The sequence below is a fragment of the Xanthomonas sp. LMG 12462 genome, assembly GCF_009192885.1.
In the GTDB taxonomy this organism is placed as follows: Bacteria; Pseudomonadota; Gammaproteobacteria; order Xanthomonadales; family Xanthomonadaceae; genus Xanthomonas_A; species Xanthomonas_A sontii.
Window position 1 is genome coordinate 23,175 of record NZ_NMPP01000068.1, and the last position, 19,199, is coordinate 42,373.

The window sequence follows — 19,199 nt, forward strand, 5'->3', positions numbered from 1 at the left end:
CGCCTCTCGCTTACCAGACCACCTCGGCCATCGAGCAGTTCAAGCCCGAGCCGATGCCCATCAGCGCGATCCGGTCGCCCTTCTTCAGGCGGCCCAGCTCGCGCAGCTTGCTCAGCACGATCGGCACGCTGGCCGGGCCGATGTTGCCGTATTCGCCGAAGATGGTCATGACCTTCTTCTGGTCGATCCCGAAGCTCTTCATGAAGGCCTTGGTGTGCGGGAGGCTGACCTGGTGGATGACGAACTGGTCCAGTTCGTCCACCGCCCACCCCAGCGCCTGCCGCGCGGCGGCGAAGGTCTTCTGGCCCAGCTTGAGACCTTCGATCAGCAGCATGCGGGTGTCGGTGACCATGCGGTCCATGTTGCCCCGGCACAGGGTGTTCCACTGCGTGGCCGAGCGGGTCACGCCGCCGCGGTAGCGCGGCGCATCCGGTGCCAGGTCGGTACGCGCCATCACCATCGCCACGGCACCGCACCCCAGGGTCAGGGTCGCCATTTCGTCGCGGAAGGCGTCGGCGGTCAGGTCCTGCGAGGCCATCCGCTCCAGGGTCTTCTCGTACACCAGGTTGGCGGTCTCGCCATCGACCACCATCGCATAGTCGATATCGCCACGCTCGATCATGCGCGCCGCGATGTCCATGCCGTTGATGAAGGCCAGGCAGGCATTGGCGACGTCGAAGGTCATGCACTGCTCGCTCACGCCCAGATTGCCGGCGACGATGCTGGCGGTGGACGGCTCCAGGTAATCGCGACTCACCGACGTGTTGACCAGCAGCCCGACCTGCCCAGCCTCGATGCCCGCATCGCCCATCGCCTTGCGCGCCGCCAGCGTCGCCACGTCGGACGCCTGCAGGTCCTGGTCCCACATGCGCCGCGCGTGGACGCCGGCGATGTCGCCGAGCACGTCGGCACGGATCCGCAGCCGGTCCAGGGTCGGCTGCAGGCGCGCGTTGATCTGCTTGGAGGTCAGCGTATGCGGCGCGTCGATATGCGCCAGTCCCGCGATCGAGACGTTGGTGAAGAGCATCGAGGTGTACGCCAGGGTCAGGCGAGGGGGCGCCAATTCTAGCGGTTACACCGTTTTACCGCATCTTTAACAAATCCCCGGAAAGCGTATGGTCTGAGCGGTTCAGCGGCCGCCGCACTGGTAGGCGGTGAAACGCTGGTCGCCATCGACCGGGTCGCCCATCGCCTGCACGGTGTTGGCGCCCACGCCGGGCGCCTCGTTGCGGGCCAGGGTCTCCAGCTCCTCGCGCACCCGCAGCGGGTTGCGCTGGTAGAAGCCGACGCTGCTCTTCACCGACACCACCACCTCGCCGCGCTTCTCGCAGCCGCTGGCGGCCTGACCGGGCGGCAGGACCCGTACCCCTTTGCCTTCCGGCGCCATCGGCACCCAGGTGCAGCCGGCGAGCGTGGCGAGCAGGACGAAGGCGATCGGTAGACGCATGGACGGGCCCGTTGGCAGGTGAATCCGGATTGTGCCGCAAAACGCTGAATCGGCCATGACACCGTCGGCCCGCCGGCGTCGGCAGGCAGCGCGCGCCGGCCATCGCCGACGCGCACCGCCGCACTCAGCGCGGCGCCGGGGCCGCCGCCGCGCCCTGCGGCACCCCGTCGGCATCGATCACGGTGACCTCGCCCAGCTTCAGCGCGCGCACCGGCGCCTCGATCTGCTTGAGGTCGCCCACCACCACCCAGGTCAAGGTGTTCGGGTCGAGCATCGACGCCGCCTCGCGCACCTGCGCCGGGGTCATCGCCTCGATCTCGGCCTTGCGCTTGAACACGTAGTCGTCGGGGCGGCCGTAGCGGACGATGCCGCCGATCGCGCCCATCACCGCGCTGGCCGTCTCGTAGGCGCCCGGCAGGCTCAGGGTCTGGATGTTGCGGATGCGCGCCACCTCCTCCGCCGTCGGCGGTGCCTTGCCGCTCGCGAAGGCGCTGATCTCCTTGTACATCTCCTGCAGCGCCGGGGCGGTCTTGTCGATCTGCACCGGGGCCGACGCGGTCCAGGGCCGCTGGCCGAGGGCGCTGGCCGCGCCGCTGCGCGCGCCGTAGGACCAATGCTTGTTCTCGCGCAGGTTCATGTTCAGGCGCGAGGTGAAGTCGCCGCCGATCACGCCATTGGCGATGTCGAAGCGGACCGCCGCCGGATCGGTGGTCGGCGGCACCAGTTCCGAGGCGAACAGGTTGGCCTGCACCGCGCCGGGCTGGTCGATCAGGTACACGCGTGGCTTGGCCGGCCGCGCCACGCGGGCCGGGACCGGCACCGACGGCGCCGTCCCTTCACCCTTCCAGTCACCGAACTGCGCGTCCAGCAGCGGCACGATCTCGGCCAGGGTGGTGTCGCCGACCACGATCAGGGTGGCGTGCTCCGGGCGCACCCAGTCGCGGTGGAAGTCGACCAGATCCTCGCGCTGCAGGGCCGCGATCGCCGCCTCGGTGCCGATGCCGCTGAACGGCATCGCGTAGGGATGACCGACGCCGTACAGCAGCGGCGGCAGCACCCGCATCGCCACGCCGTTGGGCTGGGCCTTCTCCTGGCGGATGCTGGCGATCCAGCTGGCGCGGACCCGTTCGATCTCGTTCGGCGCGAAGCGCGGCCGCCGCAGCATGTCCGCGTACAGCGCCAGCGACGGCGCCAGGTTCTCCTTCAGCGCCGACAGGTAGGCATTGCTGCCGTCCAGCGCAGCGCCGGCCGCCAGCGACGCCCCCAATGCCTCGGCCGCATCGGCGAACGCCAGCGCATCGCGCTCGCCGGCGCCATCGTCGAGCATGCCCATGGTGAAGTTGGCCGTCCCCGGCTTGCGCCCCTGGTCGGCGCTGTAGCCGCCCTGGAACTCGTAGCTGAACTGCACCACCGGTACCTCGTGGCGTTCGGCCAGGATCACCGTGGTGCCGTTCTTCAGCGTCGCGCGCTGCAGCGTCGGGAACGTCAGTTTCGGAAACTGGGTGGTCTTGGGCGGGCCGGCGCTGCGGTCGACCACGCTGGGCAGGGTGCGGTACTTGGGATCGACCGGCGGCGGATTCAGCGGCGCCGGTTGCACCGTCGGCTCCTCGGCCTGCGCCACGCGTTCGCCCGGCTGCACCAGCAGGGTGTAGTCGCCCTTGCCCAGCCACTTGCGACCGACGGCGGTGAGATCGCGCGGGCGGGTGTCGGCGATGGTCGCCAGCGAGGTACGGAAGCAGCCCGGGTCGCCGGTGTACACCGCGCACTCGGCCAGCACGTCGGCCTTGCCGCCGAAGCCGCCGATGCGCTCGACGCCACGGATGAAGCCGGCGCGGAAGGCGGTCTTGGCGCGCGCCAGTTCGGCCTTGTCCGGCCCCTTGTCCAGCAGCCGGCGCAGCTCCTCGTCGATCGCCGCCTCGACCCTGGCCGGGTCCACGCCCTGCTTGACCATGGCGATGATGCCGAAGCCGGAGCCGAGCTGCGACGGCCAGACCGAGGCGCTGACCATATCCACCAGCTTGTCCTGGTGGACCAGGCGCCGGTCCAGTCGCGAGGAGGTGGCGCCGCCCAGCACCTGCGCCAGCAGTTGCAGGCGGTCGACGTCCTCCGTGCCGGTCTGCGCCACGTTCCAGACGCGATAGATCCGCGTCTGCGGCACCTTGTCCGTCATGGTCTCGCGGGTGGACTGGCTGCGCTGGGCCACGTCGACCTTGGGCTGGGCCATGCTCGGGCCGGCCGGAATGTCGCCGAAGTAGCGCGTCACCTTCTCCTTGGCCGTGGCCACGTCGATGTCGCCGGCCAGCACCAGCACCGCGTTGTTGGGCCCGTACCAGGTGCGGAACCACTGCTTCACGTCGGCCAGCGAGGCCGCGTTGAGGTCGTTCATCGAGCCGATGACGGTGTGGTGGTACGGGTGGCCGGCCGGGTACAGCGCGCGACTCAGCCGGCTCCAGGCCTGCCCGTACGGCTGGTTTTCGCCCTGGCGCTTCTCGTTCTGCACCACCCCGCGCTGCTCGTCCAGCGCCGCCTGATCGATGGCGCCGAGCAGGTGGCCCATGCGGTCCGACTCCATCCACAGCGCCATGTCCAGCGCGGTGGTCGGCACGTTCTCGAAGTAATTGGTGCGGTCGCTGTTGGTGGTGCCGTTCTGGTCGGTGACGCCGACCTGCTTGAACGGCTCGAAGAACTCGCCGTGGTGGTTCTCGCTGCCCTGGAACATCAGGTGCTCGAACAGATGCGCGAACCCGGTGCGCCCGGCCGGCTCGTCCTTGGCGCCGACGTGGTACCAGAGATTGACCGCCACGATCGGCGCCTTGCGATCGGTGTGCACCACCACCCGCAACCCATTGGGCAGGGTGAATTGCGCGTAGGCGATATCCACAGACGCGGCGGCAGCAGGCCTGGCCGCCGTCGAAGGCGGCGCGTAGCTCAATGCGCCGAGCGCGACGGACAGGGCGACGGCCAGCAGGGCGCCACGCGGGCGGGTCGAGACGGTCATGCGGATTCCTTCTTCCTTGGGGCGAGTGAAACAGCCGGTGAACGCCGATCGTACCGGGCGTACCGCACGACGCGCATTCCGCCGTTGTCGCTGACGTCCTTTTCAACGGCGTCGCAACCCCACAACCCACGGGGCGGCTGCCGCCGCCAACGGCGCCACCTGTCCGCGTCCGGCGTACGCGAGCGCCCGGGTGTCCGCCCCCGGACACTTTGAGCGACAAAATTTCCCTTCAAATACAGAAACTTGAAGTTGGCACGCGGTCTGCTTACACATCCGCAAGCGCAAGAGCCACCGGCATTAAGTGAATGAAAGCTTAATAAAACAACCGGGCGCAAAAAAGTTCTTGCAACCCCTGATTAGGTGTACTACGTTACTACCACACCACTGATCAACAACACCAACGAGGCCCGCAATGAAGACCACCACCCTGCTCCTGACCGCCGCCATCGCCGCCCTGTTCGCCGCGCCGTCCTTCGCCGCCGCGCAGATCACCACCCTGGAGACCGTGCAGGTGCGCCCGTCGGCCGACCAGATCGCCCAGCGCAACGTCGAGCAGACCAGCGGCATCGCCACCCTGGCGGCGGTGCAGGTGCGCCCCTCGGCCGAGCAGATCGCCCAGCGCGACGCCGAACTGTCCAGCCGCATCGCCACCCTGGCGGCGGTGCAGGTACGCCCCTCGGCCGAGCAGCTCGCCGAGCGCAACCAGGAGCAGGCCGCCAGCCAGCACGTGGTGACCCTGGCCACCGTGCAGGTGCGTCCGGATGCGGACATGGGCAGCATGCTGGCGATCGGCGACGTGGTCGGCGAGACGCTGGACACCGCGATGCTGCAGCTGCAGCCGAGCCTGCAGAAGCTGGGCCAGGACCTGGCGGTCGGCATGGTGCGCTGAATCGGCACCAAGGCCTCCGCGCCGGCGCGTACACTGCGCCGATGATCGCCACCCCAACGCTGCATGTTCTGCTGTACCAGCCCGAAATTCCGCCCAACACGGGCAACGTCATCCGTCTCTGCGCCAACACCGGCGCGCAACTGCACCTGATCGAGCCGCTGGGCTTCGACCTCGGCGACCGTCAGCTCAAGCGCGCCGGCCTGGATTACCACGAGTACGCACGATTGCAGGTCCACGCGTCGCTGGATGCGGCCCTGCAGGCCATCGCCCCGCGCCGCCTGTTCGCCCTCAGCACCCGCAGCAGCACCCGCTACGACACGCCCGCCTTCGCCGACGGCGACGCCTTCCTGTTCGGCCCGGAAACCCGCGGCCTGCCGGACACGGTGCTGGAGCAAGTGCCCGACGCGCAGCGCCTGCGCCTGCCGATGCAGCCGCACAACCGCAGCCTCAACCTGTCCAACGCGGTCGCGGTGGTGGTGTTCGAGGCGTGGCGGCAACTGGGCTTTCCCGGCGCCGACTGAGCGTACGGCGCGCGTCGCCTGGCAACACGCCATCCGATGTTCTATCGCTGCATCGCTGGCGCAGCACGCCGCGGCACTGCAGGCGTCAGGACAGATCGTGCAGATCCTTGCCCAGCACCGGCCCCAGGCTCCAGTCGGAGAAGCGGACCATCAATCCTTCCCGTTCCGGTGTGCACGTCATCGGGCCGACGAGATAAGAGGAGGCGACCGGGAATGGGCACAACCGCACCAGCGGCCAGGATTTCCCGTCGCGCGAGACCTGCAGGCGCAGCACGCCCTTGTCCACGGTGGCGCGCATCCAGAAATCCGACGCGTCCGCTTCGTACGGGCCGGTGGCCCAGTCCGAACGGCCGTCGGTCAATACGCTGCTGAGCATCGGCCGGCCGTCGCTCAGTTCGATCCCGGCCTTCACCCAGCGGCGCTCGTCGACCCGCACCATGAGGCCGGCCTGATCGTAGAGCTGTTCGAACTTGCCGCGCACGCGCAATTGGCAGGTGAAGCGCGCGGGCGCGGCGATGCCGAGGAAATGCCCGCTGTCGCGGGTGAACCCGTAATGGGTTTCGCGCCAGAAATCGCTGCCCTTGTCGGTGACGGCCTCAAGCACGCCGCCCGGCAGGATCCGATGGACCTTGGGCGCGTTGAGCCAGGTGCCCGCCTCCCAGCCGGAAGCTGCCCCCGCGCGCGCACCGCTCGCCAGCACGACGCTGCCGGCGGCGAGCCCACCCAGGGTCGCCCGACGACCGGTATCCACGTCGTGCTCCCTGGAATTCGTCATCGCACCGCTCCTCACGTCGCTGTTTCGGAGGCGCCATCGCGGCGATGGCCTTCGTCGACCTCATCGGCGAATTTGTACATCTGTGCCAATTGAGGCGTCAACCGCGACCTGCGATCATCGGCCTTCGTCGAGGCAGCGTTGGACAGGCATGAGCGGCAGGACCTGGCGCCAGGATCCGCACCGGAAGGAAGCGATCGAGCAGGCCGCGCTGCGGGTGATCCTGGACCACGGCGTCACCGGCACCACCTTCCGCAAGGTCGCCGAGGCAGCCGGCGTTCCGCTCAGTGCCACCACCTACTATTTCGGCTCGATGCACGACCTGCTGGTCGCGGCGTTCACCCGCTTCTCCCAGGACGTCTCCGCCGACTTCGCCGCCGAAATCCGCATCGCGCAGAACCGCGACCAAGCCTGCGAGGCGGTGGTGAACATCATCTTCGCCGAGGGGACGGCGTCCCCGCGGGTGCTGCTGCTGAGCTACGAACTGTATGCGTTCGCCCGCCGGCACCCGGAGATGACCGCGATCATGCAGCAGTGGATGGCCAGGAGCCGGGCCGCCCTGGAAACGCAGTTCTCCGTCGCCGCATCCGCCGCCATCGATGCCTTCATCGAAGGCGCGACCATCCACCGCTCGGTGGTGCCCATGGACAGGCAGCGCGTGCGCGCGGCGATCGAGACGCTTGCCGCGCTGTAGCGTGCCGCTCGCACGCGGTGGGCGTCGCCACCTGCGCTGACAGTCCTGATATTCCCTGCTGCCTGGAATGCAACGGCGCGCATCACAACACTGCATCGCGAGCGCCTGAACGGGGCGTTTAATTTATGGACTGGTCGGTTTGGGATTCAGGGCGAGTTCGGGTCGCTAACGGATAATTTACATATCGGCAGCGAACGGCCCCACGCCTCAGCGCCGACAAACCAATAACGAAGGTACCCGATTATGAAGACCTCTCTGCTTGCTCTCGGCCTCCTGGCCACCCTGCCGTTCGCCGCTTCGGCCGCCGAAGGCCTTTCCTACAACTATGCCGAAGCCGGCTACGTCAAGACCGACGCCAGCGGCGGCGATGCCGACGGCTGGGCGGTCAAGGGTTCCTACGCGTTCCACCCGAACTTCAGCGTGTTCGGCGACTTCAACCGCCAGAAGACCGACTTTGCCGACGCACGCGTCGACCAGTGGCGCGTCGGTGCCGGCTACAACCACGAGATCGCGACCAGCACCGACCTGGTGACCCGCGTGGCCTACAACCGTTTCGCCCCGGAATACGGCACCAAGTTCAACGGCTGGAGCGCCGAAGCGGGTATCCGCACCGCGTTCAACCCGTACTTGGAAGTCTATGCCCTGGGTGGTTACGAGGACTACCTGAAGAAGGACGGCGTCAATCCGGAAGGCACCTTCTACGGCCGTCTGGGCGCCCAGGCCAAGCTGAACCAGAACTGGGGCCTGAGCGCCGACCTGAAGATGGACCGCCACGGCGACAAGGAATGGTTCGTCGGCCCGCGCTTCAGCTGGTAAGCGTTGCCTAGCGCCGCGCGCGTCGTCTCTCTCTCCCGCCGCGCGCGGTTCGGAAAGCCCGGTCCCACGACCGGGCTTTTTTTTGCCGGCCGATCCGGCGCATCGCTGACCCACGGATGTGCAGACACGCAAACGCCCGGCCAGGCCGGGCGCTTTCGTGTCCGGCGGCAGCCGGATCAACTGAACAAGGTGGTCGGGTACTCGGGCTTCTGTTCGCGCGCCAGCAACTGCTGCAGGCCGACCGCCGGGGTCAGCTCGCCATGCAGGACCGCGCGCACCGCGTTGGAGATCGGCAGATCGATGCCGTGGCGCTCGGCCTGGCGCATCACCTCGTCGGCGGTCTGCACCGACTCGACCACCTGGCCGATCGCGCGCACCGCCTCCTGCAGCGGTTGCCCACGGCCCAGCGCCAGGCCCAGCCGACGGTTGCGCGAGAGGTCGCCGGTACAGGTGAGCACCAGGTCGCCGAGTCCGGCCAGCCCCATCAGGGTTTCCGGCTTGGCGCCGATCGCCGCGGCCAGCCGCAGCATCTCGTTGAGGCCGCGGGTGATCAGGCCGGCACGGGCGTTGAGGCCCAGCTCCATGCCGTCGGCCACACCGGTGGCCACCGCCAGCACGTTCTTCATCGCCCCGCCCAGCTCGGCGCCGACCATGTCGTCGCCGGTATAGGCGCGGAAGGTCGGGCCGTGCATCGCATCGGCGACCTGCTGGGCGAACGCGGCATCGCCGTGCACGGTCACCGCGGTCGGCAGGTCCAGGGCCACTTCCTTGGCGAAGGACGGGCCGGTGACCACCGCCAGCGGGACGTCCTCGCCGAGGATCTCCTGCGCCACTTCATGCAGGAAACGCCCCGACCCGGGCTCGAAGCCCTTGGTCGCCCAGGCCACGCCGGCCTGCGTCGGGCGCAGCGGCGCGAGCTGGCGCAGGGTTTCGGTGAACGCATGCGACGGCACCACCACCAGGATCCAGTCGGCGCCATCGATGGCCGCCGCCAGGTCGGTGGTGGCCTGCAGGCCCTCCGGCAACGCGATCCCCGGCAGGTAGCGCGGGTTTTCGTGGCGCTGCCCGATGGCCTCGGCGACCACGGCGTCGCGGCCCCACAGCACGGTCGGGTACCCGTGCCGTGCGGTCAGCGACGCCAGCGCCGTGCCCCAGGAGCCGGCGCCGAGGACGGCGATCTTCTTCTTGGCGTTATCGCGCATGCACAACGGCGAACGCGCTCAGGCGTTGCCGGCCGGCTCCGAATCGGCGAGCGACTGGCCCTCGCCCTGCTGCGCGCGCTGGCGCAGGGTCTCGGCGTACAGGGCCTCGAAGTTGATCGGCTGCAGGAAGAACGGCGGGAAGCCGCCGGCCTGGATCAGGTCGCTGACCAGCGAGCGCACGTACGGGAACAGGATGCTCGGGCACTGGGTGCCGAGCAGCACGTCCACCGCCTGCGGGTCCAGGCCGACCAGGCCGAACACGCCGGCCTGCTGCACTTCGGCCACGTAGGCGGTCTTGCCGCCGGCGGTGCAGGTCAGGGTCACGGCCAGCACGACTTCGAAGGCCTGCTCGTTCAGCTGCTGCACGCGCTGGTTGAGGTTGAGCTGCAGTTCCGGCTGCGCGTTGTCGTTGAACACCGACGGCGCGTTGGGGGACTCGAAGGACACGTCCTTGACGTAGATCTTCTCGATGGTGAAAGCGGGACCGGCCGCGGCGTCGGCCGGCGCCGCGGCGCCGTTGTTGGTGAGGTCGGACATTGCTTGACTCCGGTGGATTCGGTAACAGAAAGAAACGGGATTATCACACGCCGGCCGCGCCCCTCGAGGTCGGACCGGACGCGGTGTCTCAGCGGCCCTTGACCAGCGGCAGCTCGGCCTGCTGCCAGGCGGCGATGCCGCCCTCGAGCACGTAGACCTGCTCGAAGCCGGCCTTCTTCAACTGCTTGGCGGCGCCGTCGGCGGTGGTGCCGGTGCGGCAGACCAGCACCACCGGCTGCGCCTTGGCGTTGGCCACCAGCTTGTGCTCGGGGCCGAACTGGCTGGCGGTGGCGTTGCGGCTGCCGGCGATGTGGCCCTTCTCGAAATCGGCCGAGGCCGACAGGTCGACCACCACCGCATTGCCGGCGTTGATCAGGCGGGTCAGCTCCGCCGGCCGCAGGCTCTTGTAGCCACGGAACAGGCGCGCCACTTCGGTGACGATCAGGGCGATGGTCAGGCCCACCAGGGCCAGGGCCAGCATCGGGTTGCGGCCGGCGAAGGCCAGCAGTTCTTCGAAGTTCACGGGACTCGGGGGCTGGAAGCGGGCGCCGATTGTCGCACAGCTCGGCGACCGCGCTACTGGCCGTTCCACAGGTCCGGCAGGCCATCCTGCAGCCACCAGGTCTTGGCCTCGGGGTCCCAGCGCCAACGCTCGCGGTAGCGGACGATGCGCTCGGCCTGGGTATTGCGGTTGATCACGCCCAGTTCGATCTCGCGCAGCGCCTCGCCGTCGCCGACCGCGCCGCCGCCGACCTTGTAGGAGGAGACCTGGATCTGCCGGTAGCGCTCCAGTTGCAGGTCGGTCAGCGGATGCGCCTGGCGGTAGGCCGGGTCGACCACCTGCCAGGCGGTCTCGAACTCGCTCCAGCGCACCGCCGCGGCGTAGGCGGTCTGCAGATCGTCGAGCTTGCGCTGTTGCGCGCGGCTGCCGGCCACGGCCGCGCCGGTCCAGCCCAGCAGCAACAGCAGCGCGAGCGCGCGGAACATCGAGGGCATGGCGGCGTCCAGGTGGCGGCGCGCGGGGCGCGCGATCCGCGCATCCTACCCCTTGGCGAGGGCCACGAAGCGACCGCTCAGGGTCGCCGCCGCCGCCGCGCCGGGCGCGCCGACCTGGGCCTGGATGCCGATGCGGGCGCGGCCGCGCTGGCGGAAGGTATTCACGAACACGGCCCAGTCGGCCTCCGCATCGGCATTGGCCTGGGCATGCAGATCGGCGTAGAGCGGCGACAGGTAGCGCACCTGGCTGTCGGCGACGTAGACGTCGGCCTGCAGGCCGGCGCGGTGCAGCTCGCAGTTGACCAGCCCCCAGCCGGCCAGGGTCATCACCGAGCCCAGGCTGCCGCCGAAGGCGTTGCCCTTGTCGTTGAGGTTGGCCGCCAGTGGTGCGACCAGTTGCAGGCGCTGCTCGGCATACTCGTGCACGGCGACCTGCAGCGCCGCCACCGGCGGCATGGCCTGGAACTGCCGTTGCAACTGCTGCAGGAACGCCTCGAAGGAAAGATCCGCTGCCATGATGCGATTGTGCTGCCGGTGGGGGCTCGCATAATGCCTGGCATGAGCGCGCATGCAACCGCCGCCCCGACCTGGACATTGATCTCGCTGCGCCCGCAGGGCGAGCACGCGCCGCTGCGGCGGGCCGCGGCGCGCTGTGGCGCACGGGTGCTGGCGGTGTCGCCGTGGCGGCTGCGGCCGCGCGCCGATCCCGCCACCCGCGCGGCCCTTGCCGCGGCGCTGGCTGCGCCGCGGGTCATCGTCAGCAGCCCGGCGGCGGTGCGCGCGGCCGCGGCGCTGCAGCCGCTGGCGGCACGCCCCGGCCAGTGCTGGCTGGCGGTGGGCGCAGGCACGGCGCGCGCCTTGCGCCAGCACGGCATCGCCGAGGTGGCGACGCCGGCGCGGATGGACAGCGACGGCCTGCTGGCGCTGCCGGAAATGTCCGCGCACGACCTGCCGGTGGGACTGATCACCGCCCCCGGCGGCCGCGGCCTGATCGCCGCACACCTGCAGGCGCGCGGCACCCCGCTGCTGCGCGCGGACGTGTACGTGCGCGAACCGGTACGACTGCGCGCGGCCGACCTGGCCCGCCTGCGTGCGGCGCCGCCCGGTGTGCTGGCGCTGAGCAGCGGCGAGGCGCTGCAACAGCTGCTGGCGCAGTTGCCGGAGGAGTTGGCCCGGGCCTGGCGTGCACGGCCGGTGGTCGCGGCCAGCGCGCGCCTGGCGACCCTGGCCGCGGACCTGGGGTTCGTCGACGTCGCCCAGGCGGCCGGACCGATGCCGCAGCAGTTGGTCGCCGCAGCGGCCGCGATCGTAACGCGCTCGCCACCTCGCTGAACGCGGACCGCCGCCCGGGTTGCGGCCGCAGTGCCGCTCACGCCATGCTCCGGCGGTGCCGCGCCGACCGCCGCCTTGCTCGCGACGGGCGACGGCCCCCAGGACGCTGCCGATGACCGACGAAATCCCGATCACGCCTCGCCGTTCCACACGCTGGATCTGGTTGCTGCTGGTGCTCGCCACGCTGGCCGCGCTGGCGTTCGCCGGCTGGCGTGGCTGGGACTGGTGGCAGGCGCGCAGCGCGCGCGAACTGGCCCAGCAGTCGGACCTGCAGCAGCAACTGCAGGCCTTGCAGCAGGCCCAGGACAGCCTGCGCCGCGACCAGCGCGCCACCGCGCAGCGGCTGCAGGACGCGGCCAGCACCAACCGCGTGCTGCGCGACGAAATGCTCGGCCTGAGCCAGCGCAGCGCGCTGCTGGAGGCCAATGTCGCCAAGCTCGCCGACTCCAACCGTCACGGCGCGCAGGCGCTGCGCCTGGACGAGGTCGAACTGCTGCTCAACCAGGGCCAGCAGCGCCTGCTGCTGGCCGGCGATGCGGCCGGCGCGCGGCGTGCCTACGCGCTGGCCAGCGGTGTGCTGGACGGCATCGACGATCCGCAATTCCTCAACCTGCGCCAGGCGCTGTTGCAGGAACGTACCGCGCTGGACACGCTGGGCGACGGGCCGCAGGCACGCCTGGCGGAGCAACTGGATGCCTTCGCCGCCAGCCTGGACAAGCTGCCGACGCAATTGCCGGAGAGCGCGCAGCAGCCGCTGTGGCAGCGCCTGCTGGCGCCGCTGGTGAAGATCCGCCCCTCGCAGGGCGGCGTCCTGGCCGCCGGCTCGGAGCGCGTGGCCGCCCACGACGCGCTGCAGCTCGACCTGACCCTGGCGCGCGCGGCGCTGGAACGCGGCGACACGCGTGGCTATCGCAGCGCCCTGGCCGGCGCCGGGCGCTGGCTGTCGCGGCTGTGGCCGGAGTCGCCGCAGCTGCGCGAACGCCGCGCCGCGCTGCGCACCCTGGCCAATGCCGATCTGCGCCCGACCATTCCCGAACTCGGAACCACCCTGCAACAGTTGCGCGCGATGCGCGACGCAAGGAGCCCGTCATGAAATCCCTCCGTTCCCTGATCGTGCTGTTGATCGTCATCGCGCTGGGCGTGATCGGTGCGCAATGGCTGGGGCAGGACCAGGTGCGCCAGCTCGGCGAGGTGATCGTGCGCGTCGGCGGCACCGACTACATCGCCTCGCTGCCGCAGGCCTCGCTGCTGCTGGTGATCGCGTTCCTGGCGCTGTGGCTGGTGTGGAACGTGCTCAGCTTCCCGTTCCGCGCCTGGGGCCGGCGCCGCCGCAAGCAGTCGCGCGCGCGCCTGCTCGACGGCCTGGCCGCCGCCCACGCCGGCCAGTGGACACGGGCCGAGAAGCAGCTCAACGCCGCCGCCGAAGACCCCGAGGTGAGCGCCATCGCCCTGATCGCCGCGGTGCGCGCGGCCGATGCGCGCGGCGACCGCGAGGCGACCGAGCGCCACCTGCGGCGCCTGGCCGAACGCGATCCCGCCGCGCATGCACTGCTGCTGGCCGAACTGCATCTGGAGCAGCAGCGCCCGGTCGATGCGATCAATGCGCTGGACGTGGCCGCGGCGCAGCCGCTGCCGCCGCGCGGGCTGTTGCTGCGCACCGAGGCACTGACCCGCATCGGTCGTGCCGGCGAGGCCTACGGCCAGCTCGGCGCGATCCGCCAGCAGCAGGCGCTGCCGCTGGAGGCGATCGCCACGCTGGAAACGCGCCTGGCCGCGGCCTCGCTGGACCAGGCCGCCGATGCCAATGCCCTGGCCGAGCGCTGGGAGAGCCTGCCCAAATCGCTGCGCAGCGAGCCGGCGGTGGTCGCCGCCTACGCGGTGCGCGCGGCCGCCCTGCGCTGGGACGATGCGGCGCTGCGCAGCCTGGAGCAGGCGCTGGACACGCGCTGGGACGAAGGCCTGGCCGCGCTGTACGGGCGCCTGCCGGTGGAGAAGTACGATTCGCGCCGCGCCAGCGCGCAGCGCTGGCTGCAGGCGCATCCGGACAGCCCGGCGCTGCTGCTGACCCTGGCGCGTCTGGCCAGCCGCCAGCAGCAGTGGCCGCAGGCCGAGGAATTCCTGCACCGCGCGCTGGCGCTGGGTGCCGGTGCCGAGGCCTGGGAAGTGTTCGGCGACGGCTATGCCGACGCCGGCGACATGCTCGCGGCGCAGCGCTGCTACGCCAATGCGCTACGCGTGCAGCGCGGCGACATCGCGCAGCCGCTGCCCGAGCCGGTCGCGCCGGTGACCCCGATCGCGCCGGCGCCGGACAGCACGGAACGCCGCGACGACCATGGGTTCCCGCGGCTGGAGGGTTGAGTCCGTCCCGGTGTTGTCAGAGATGGCCGAGCTTGCAAGACCAGGCCTGGCACGCTGATCCGCGGCGAAAGCGCGTCATGGCTGCTTCCGGACGCGGCAGCGCACGCGCATCGCTCCTGCGCCGATCAGCGAAGAGGAGCACGGCAGAAGGCCTGGGCCGCGTCGTGTGCACAGGCCGGCGGCGCGCCGGTCATCGCATCCGAAGGCCGGCCGCGTCCGGCCGCTCAGCGCCGCAAGGCCGGCGGCAGCGCCGGCAGGCGCGCCAGGAACGCGGGCGCCAGGCCCTTGTAGCGCGCGTAGCGCTCGTCCATGCGCCGCGGCATCAGGATGCGCGCGCCGAACATGCCCCAGATCAGCATGACCAGGAACACGGCGCCTCCCAGCCAGAACCCGCTCTCATCGCCGACGGCGACTCCCAGCAGCGGGCCAACCAGGAAGGCACCGGCGATCAACAGGATGTACCGGTTGCGCCGACGCCGATGCGCCACGCACATCCCGAGCACATGGCTGCTGCGCTTGCGCGCGACCAGCGCCGCGATCGCATAGACCAGGATGCTCACCAGGATCAGCGCGTACCAGCCCGGCGCGTGCCAGTAGAAGGTGCGCTTCTTGAGTTCGTCGTTGCCCAGCGCCGCCCCGCACTTCACACAGTGCGGCGGGAACGGCGCATCGCGCAGGCACAGCAAATCCGTGCCATCGCGCCACAACGTCTCGCCCGGCAACGGCGGCGGCAGGCTGGACGGACTGGCGACGCTGGGCGCCTGGTACGGATTGAAACTGCCCTGCTCGGTCATGGCCTGCGCCCCCTGCGCGCCGTGTCGCCCGCGTGGCGCAGGCGAATCGGCGGGCATGGTAGCGCGACGGATGCGGCGCGGTCAGCGCCGGGGCGGCGCCGCAGGGCCGAAGGCCGTGGCGCGGCGCACGCCGGCACGAGTGCCAGCGCGCGGTGACACTCAGCGTTCGACGATCGCCACCACGCCCATGCCGCCGGCGGTGCAGATCGAGATCAGCGCGCGGCCGCCGCCGCGTTCGACCAGTTGCTTGGCGACGGTGGCGACGATGCGCGCGCCGGTCGCGGCGAACGGATGGCCGGTGGCCAGCGACGAGCCCACCGGGTTGATCTTGGCCGGATCGATCTGCCCCAGCGGCGCGTCCAGGCCCAGCCGGGTGCGGCAGTAGTCCTCGCTCTCCCAGGCACGCAGGGTGCACAGCACCTGCGCGGCGAAGGCCTCGTGGATCTCGTAGATGTCGAAGTCCTGCAGGCGCAGGCCATGGCGCTTGAGCATCTCCGGCACGGCCACGGTCGGCGCCATCAGCAGGCCTTCGCCGTGCACGAAATCCACCGCCGACACCTGCGCATCGCGCAGATAGGCCATCGGCACGTGGCCATGCGCCTGCGCCCATTCTTCCGAGGCCAGCAGCACCGCGGCGGCGCCGTCGGTCAGCGGGGTCGAGTTGGCCGCGGTCAGGGTGCCGCGGCCGCTGACCTTGTCGAACGCCGGCTTCAGCGTCGCCAGCTTCTCCAGCGAGGTGTCCGCGCGCAGGATGTTGTCGCGCTCCACGCCGCGGAACGGCGCGATCAGGTCGGCGAAGAAGCCGCGCTCGTAGGCGGCGGCCAGCTTGTGGTGCGAGGACACCGCCCAGGCGTCCTGCGAATCGCGCGAGATGTTCCACTGCTTGGCCATGTCCTCGCAGTGGTCGCCCATGCTCTTGCCGGTGCGCGGCTCGGCCACGCCCGGGAACTCGGGCTTGAGCTCGGCGAACTTGAAGCCGCGGGTCAGCGCGCGCAGCTTGTCGCCGGTGCTCTTGGCACGGTTGGCCGCCAGCAGCCGCGCGCGCAGCTTCTTGCCGTAGACGATCGGCACCTCGGAGGTGGTGTCCGAACCGCCGCCGATGCCCGACTCGATCTGCCCCAGCGCGATCTTGTTGGCGACGGTGATGATGCTGTCCAGGCTGGTGCCGCAGGCGCGCTGCAGGGTGATGCCCGGAGTCAGCGGCGACAGCCCGGAGGACAGCGCCGCCTCGCGGCCCAGGTTCCAGTCGCTGGAATGTTTGATCACCGCGCCCATCGCCACTTCGCCCAGCTGCTGCCCGTGCAGCCCGTAACGCTCGACCAGCGCGCCCAGCGTGCGCACCGACATGCCGAGGTTCCCGACATCCGCATACGCCGTGTTCTGCCGGCAAAACGGAATGCGGACGCCGCCGAGAATGGCGACGGGACGGGCTGCTGGCATGGGATTACCTCGCGCGAGGGGAGTCGGGGACATGGCCTGCACGGTAGCGCAGGCATAATGAAGCGAGTGTAGCTATGCGCCCGCGACGGGCCAACCGCCAATCCCATGACCCAAGCCTCCGCCACTCGCCACGCCCACGGGGTCATCGCCCTGGAATTGTCCTCCGGGCGCGAACCGGCGCACCCGGCGCTGCCGCATGCGCAGGCCGCCGAACTGGCCGAGAAGGTCGGCCGCGACCTGGCGCAACTGGTGCCGGCGGTGCGCGAACTGGAACTGAGCCTGGCCGGCGCGCATTTCGATCCGGCCGAAGCGTTGCGTCCGGGCTGGCCGCTGCACCGGCGCCTGGAGGAACTCGCCGCCCGCGCGCCCGGCCGTCACGACGGCCCGCGACTGCTGGCCTTCGGCACCGATGCCGATGGCAGCGTGCCGCTGCCGTTCCAGGCCGATGCCGGCCTGCGCGGCGGCGCATTGCGGGTGGTGCCGTTCCTGCTCAGCGGCCCGGCCGACACAGTGCAGGCGGTGGCCGAAGCACTGGAGGATGTGTTGCTGGCGCAGGGCATGGCGCAGGCCGATACCGCGCTGCTCGCGCAGCAGGGCTTTGGCGCGGAGATCGAGCACGCCCGCTACCTGACCGGCCACGACCTGGCGGCGATGATGTCCATGCAGTACGACAACCAGGGTCTGGCACCGCTGTGGCCGCTGATCGAGACCGCGCTGCTGGCGCCGGACCAGGAAGAATGGCTGCAGGCCCCGCCGGAGCCGCTGCTGCGCTACCGCGAAGGCGAGGTGCGCATGGCGCTGTTCGACCCGGCCAGCTGGTGCGCGCACTACGCCTACGACCGCCAGGACTGCGAGCGCCTGCAGCGGGTCTACGAGCAGTACCTGGCGCGCCAGCGGCAACTGGCCGCGGTGCTCGAGGCCCACGGCCTGCCGGTGCTGTACGTGCATTGCGAGAGCGGGCAGGACGCCAAGCAGGCGTTGCTGGCGGCCTGAGCCGCGTCAGCACCTCCACTGGCGTGTCACCGCCCGACAGGAGCAAGCGGGCCAGCGTGGCCTCCGGCAGGCGCACGTTGGAAAGAGAACGCGATGCCGGGCTGACGCGGCAACAGGCGGCCGCAACGGCATGTCGCAGCATCCGCGGCGCTGCCCTGGCGCCGCGGGGTTGCAGCACTTGATTTCCAGCGAGGACATCCATGCACACCGTGTTGACCGTCGAAGCGCTGTGCGCACGTCATCAGGCTGGCGAACCCCTCAAGTTTGTCCACTTCTGGGGGCACACACCGAAGCAGCCCGGCGCCATCGACCGCAGTTGCTTCAGCCAATGGTTCGAGGCGCCCTTCGTGCTTGATTCGGTGACCTATCCCACCGCCGAGCATTACATGATGGCCGGCAAGGCGCGGCTGTTCGGCGACCATGCCGCCTGTGCCCGCATTCTGGCCGCCGCGCATCCCGGAGAAGCCAAGGCGATCGGGCGGGAGATCCAGGGTTTCGATGAATCCACCTGGCGCGATGCCCGCATGCAGTTGGTCATCGCGGGCAACCTGGGCAAGTTCGGCCAGCATGCGGCGCTGAAGACCTTCCTGCTCGGGACCGGCGGCAGGGTGCTGGTCGAAGCCAGTCCGGTCGACCGGATCTGGGGCATCGGCCTGGCGGCGGACGACCCGCGCGCCGCCGATCCCACGACGTGGCAGGGCGAGAACCTGCTGGGCTTCGCCCTGATGGAGGTCCGCCGGCGACTGGCGGAATCAGATCCTCGCTGAGCGCGACAGACGATGCCGCTCTGCTTCATGCAGCCTCGATCCGGCGCGACTGGAGCCACTTTCCGGATATCAGCGGATCCAGGAAGCGAAAGACAGCGGCGCCCGCAACACGGATGCCGCCATCACGAACGTCATCCAGCGTGCACTTACTGCGCCGGCGCGGCCGCCGCATCGCCCTTGATCACGCCGCAGGCCAGGCGGCCGCCGGCATTGCCGGTGGGCTGGCTCTTGTAGTCGTCAGGGTCGGCGTGGACGATCACCGCGTGGTTGAGGATGTCGAAGCCGTCGCCCTTGCCGATGTTGACGTTGTTGGACACCGCCGCATCGATGGTCGCCTTGCCCTCGGCGTCGGCCTTGAGATTGGGCATGTCGCCGCCGTGGTGCGGATCGCTGCCAACCTGGCCGTGCTCGGTCTTGGCCGGGTTGAAGTGGCCGCCGGCGCTGCTGCCGTCCGGCGCGCTGCAGTCGCCGAACTCGTGGATGTGGAAGCCGTGCTCGCTGTTGGGCTTGAGCCCGGTGATGGTGCCGGTGACGTGCACGGCGCCGTCGACGGTGGTGAACTTGACCTCGCCGGCCACTTCGTTGCCCTGGGTCGGGCTGAGCGCGGCGCTGGCGCTGCCGGTGGCGTTGGTCGCGGCCGGCG

The 19,199-nt window shown here is 70.3% G+C and carries 21 protein-coding genes; 9 read left to right on the forward strand and 12 right to left on the reverse strand.

Translation table 11 applies throughout. The annotated features are described in order from the left end of the window. Nucleotides 1–10: 10 nt before the first annotated feature. The 3 genes from CEK69_RS15585 to CEK69_RS15595 form a co-directional block, all read right to left on the reverse strand. The gene (locus CEK69_RS15585; protein ID WP_017907736.1) at nucleotides 11–1,027 is read right to left on the reverse strand and encodes a 3-oxoacyl-ACP synthase III; all 1,017 of its coding nucleotides are present in this window, start codon (nucleotides 1,025–1,027) and stop codon (nucleotides 11–13) included. Between the two features lie 102 nt (nucleotides 1,028–1,129). Further along, nucleotides 1,130–1,447 (reverse strand): DUF4156 domain-containing protein, encoded by a 318-nt coding sequence (locus CEK69_RS15590; protein WP_017907737.1) that lies wholly within the window; start codon nucleotides 1,445–1,447, stop codon nucleotides 1,130–1,132. Nucleotides 1,448–1,571: 124 nt separating this feature from the next. Beyond that, nucleotides 1,572–4,445, reverse strand: a complete 2,874-nt coding sequence (locus CEK69_RS15595; protein ID WP_152246590.1) for a pitrilysin family protein — start codon at nucleotides 4,443–4,445, stop codon at nucleotides 1,572–1,574. Nucleotides 4,446–4,857: 412 nt separating this feature from the next. Here CEK69_RS15595 and CEK69_RS15600 point away from each other — a divergent pair, with 412 nt between their 5' ends. Beyond that, on the forward strand, nucleotides 4,858–5,334 hold the full coding sequence (locus tag CEK69_RS15600) for a hypothetical protein (protein WP_150408904.1): 477 nt from the start codon (nucleotides 4,858–4,860) through the stop codon (nucleotides 5,332–5,334). A gap of 41 nt (nucleotides 5,335–5,375) precedes the next feature. After that, complete coding sequence (locus tag CEK69_RS15605) at nucleotides 5,376–5,855, forward strand: tRNA (cytidine(34)-2'-O)-methyltransferase (protein WP_017907740.1); 480 nt, start codon at nucleotides 5,376–5,378, stop codon at nucleotides 5,853–5,855. A gap of 85 nt (nucleotides 5,856–5,940) precedes the next feature. Here the strand turns inward: CEK69_RS15605 and CEK69_RS15610 are convergent, their stop codons facing one another. Next, entirely contained in the window at nucleotides 5,941–6,630 is a 690-nt protein-coding gene (locus tag CEK69_RS15610; RefSeq protein WP_152246592.1) for a DUF1349 domain-containing protein, read from the reverse strand. Nucleotides 6,631–6,778: 148 nt separating this feature from the next. Here CEK69_RS15610 and CEK69_RS15615 point away from each other — a divergent pair, with 148 nt between their 5' ends. Further along, on the forward strand, nucleotides 6,779–7,321 hold the full coding sequence (locus tag CEK69_RS15615) for a TetR family transcriptional regulator (RefSeq protein ID WP_152246594.1): 543 nt from the start codon (nucleotides 6,779–6,781) through the stop codon (nucleotides 7,319–7,321). Between the two features lie 243 nt (nucleotides 7,322–7,564). Then, the gene (locus tag CEK69_RS15620; RefSeq protein ID WP_017907743.1) at nucleotides 7,565–8,137 is read left to right on the forward strand and encodes an Ax21 family protein; all 573 of its coding nucleotides are present in this window, start codon (nucleotides 7,565–7,567) and stop codon (nucleotides 8,135–8,137) included. A 176-nt stretch (nucleotides 8,138–8,313) separates the two neighbouring features. Here CEK69_RS15620 and CEK69_RS15625 read toward each other — a convergent pair whose 3' ends face one another. The 5 genes from CEK69_RS15625 to CEK69_RS15645 all read right to left on the reverse strand — a co-directional run bounded on the left by CEK69_RS15625 (nucleotide 8,314) and on the right by CEK69_RS15645 (nucleotide 11,388). Beyond that, nucleotides 8,314–9,339 (reverse strand): NAD(P)H-dependent glycerol-3-phosphate dehydrogenase, encoded by a 1,026-nt coding sequence (locus CEK69_RS15625; protein WP_152246596.1) that lies wholly within the window; start codon nucleotides 9,337–9,339, stop codon nucleotides 8,314–8,316. Between the two features lie 18 nt (nucleotides 9,340–9,357). Further along, the gene (secB, locus tag CEK69_RS15630; protein ID WP_017907745.1) at nucleotides 9,358–9,876 is read right to left on the reverse strand and encodes a protein-export chaperone SecB; all 519 of its coding nucleotides are present in this window, start codon (nucleotides 9,874–9,876) and stop codon (nucleotides 9,358–9,360) included. An 88-nt stretch (nucleotides 9,877–9,964) separates the two neighbouring features. Next, nucleotides 9,965–10,399 (reverse strand): rhodanese-like domain-containing protein, encoded by a 435-nt coding sequence (locus tag CEK69_RS15635; RefSeq protein ID WP_017907746.1) that lies wholly within the window; start codon nucleotides 10,397–10,399, stop codon nucleotides 9,965–9,967. 53 nt (nucleotides 10,400–10,452) lie between these two features. Continuing rightward, on the reverse strand, nucleotides 10,453–10,872 hold the full coding sequence (locus CEK69_RS15640; RefSeq protein ID WP_026144149.1) for a hypothetical protein: 420 nt from the start codon (nucleotides 10,870–10,872) through the stop codon (nucleotides 10,453–10,455). A gap of 45 nt (nucleotides 10,873–10,917) precedes the next feature. Next, nucleotides 10,918–11,388, reverse strand: a complete 471-nt coding sequence (locus CEK69_RS15645) for a YiiD C-terminal domain-containing protein (protein WP_043094080.1) — start codon at nucleotides 11,386–11,388, stop codon at nucleotides 10,918–10,920. Nucleotides 11,389–11,421: 33 nt separating this feature from the next. On the opposite strand from CEK69_RS15645, the gene CEK69_RS15650 reads away from it, so the two are divergent. From CEK69_RS15650 to CEK69_RS15660, 3 genes are all read left to right on the forward strand, one after another. Next, nucleotides 11,422–12,204 carry a uroporphyrinogen-III synthase gene (locus CEK69_RS15650; protein WP_193314013.1) on the forward strand — a complete coding sequence of 261 codons (783 nt, stop codon included), beginning with the start codon at nucleotides 11,422–11,424 and terminating at the stop codon, nucleotides 12,202–12,204. Between the two features lie 112 nt (nucleotides 12,205–12,316). Then, nucleotides 12,317–13,297, forward strand: coding sequence for a uroporphyrinogen-III C-methyltransferase (locus tag CEK69_RS15655; protein WP_152246600.1), 981 nt, complete (start codon nucleotides 12,317–12,319; stop codon nucleotides 13,295–13,297). Next, nucleotides 13,294–14,562 (forward strand): heme biosynthesis HemY N-terminal domain-containing protein, encoded by a 1,269-nt coding sequence (locus tag CEK69_RS15660; RefSeq protein ID WP_017908649.1) that lies wholly within the window; start codon nucleotides 13,294–13,296, stop codon nucleotides 14,560–14,562. Before CEK69_RS15655 ends, CEK69_RS15660 begins: the two co-directional genes overlap by 4 nt. Before the next feature lie 224 nt (nucleotides 14,563–14,786). Here CEK69_RS15660 and CEK69_RS15665 read toward each other — a convergent pair whose 3' ends face one another. Then, nucleotides 14,787–15,356 (reverse strand): hypothetical protein, encoded by a 570-nt coding sequence (locus tag CEK69_RS15665; protein WP_152246602.1) that lies wholly within the window; start codon nucleotides 15,354–15,356, stop codon nucleotides 14,787–14,789. 159 nt (nucleotides 15,357–15,515) lie between these two features. After that, nucleotides 15,516–16,796: an acetyl-CoA C-acetyltransferase gene (locus CEK69_RS15670; RefSeq protein WP_026143786.1), complete on the reverse strand. Its 1,281-nt coding sequence runs from the start codon at nucleotides 16,794–16,796 to the stop codon at nucleotides 15,516–15,518. Nucleotides 16,797–16,901: 105 nt separating this feature from the next. Between CEK69_RS15670 and CEK69_RS15675 the strand changes: the two genes are divergently transcribed. Both CEK69_RS15675 and CEK69_RS15680 read left to right on the forward strand, forming a co-directional pair. Next, nucleotides 16,902–17,789, forward strand: a complete 888-nt coding sequence (locus tag CEK69_RS15675) for a hypothetical protein (RefSeq protein ID WP_152246604.1) — start codon at nucleotides 16,902–16,904, stop codon at nucleotides 17,787–17,789. A gap of 200 nt (nucleotides 17,790–17,989) precedes the next feature. Beyond that, entirely contained in the window at nucleotides 17,990–18,556 is a 567-nt protein-coding gene (locus tag CEK69_RS15680) for an NADAR family protein (protein WP_152246606.1), read from the forward strand. A gap of 146 nt (nucleotides 18,557–18,702) precedes the next feature. Here the strand turns inward: CEK69_RS15680 and CEK69_RS15685 are convergent. Next, nucleotides 18,703–19,199 (reverse strand): superoxide dismutase family protein (locus tag CEK69_RS15685; protein ID WP_226975185.1); only part of this gene is annotated, 497 nt, incomplete at its 5' end.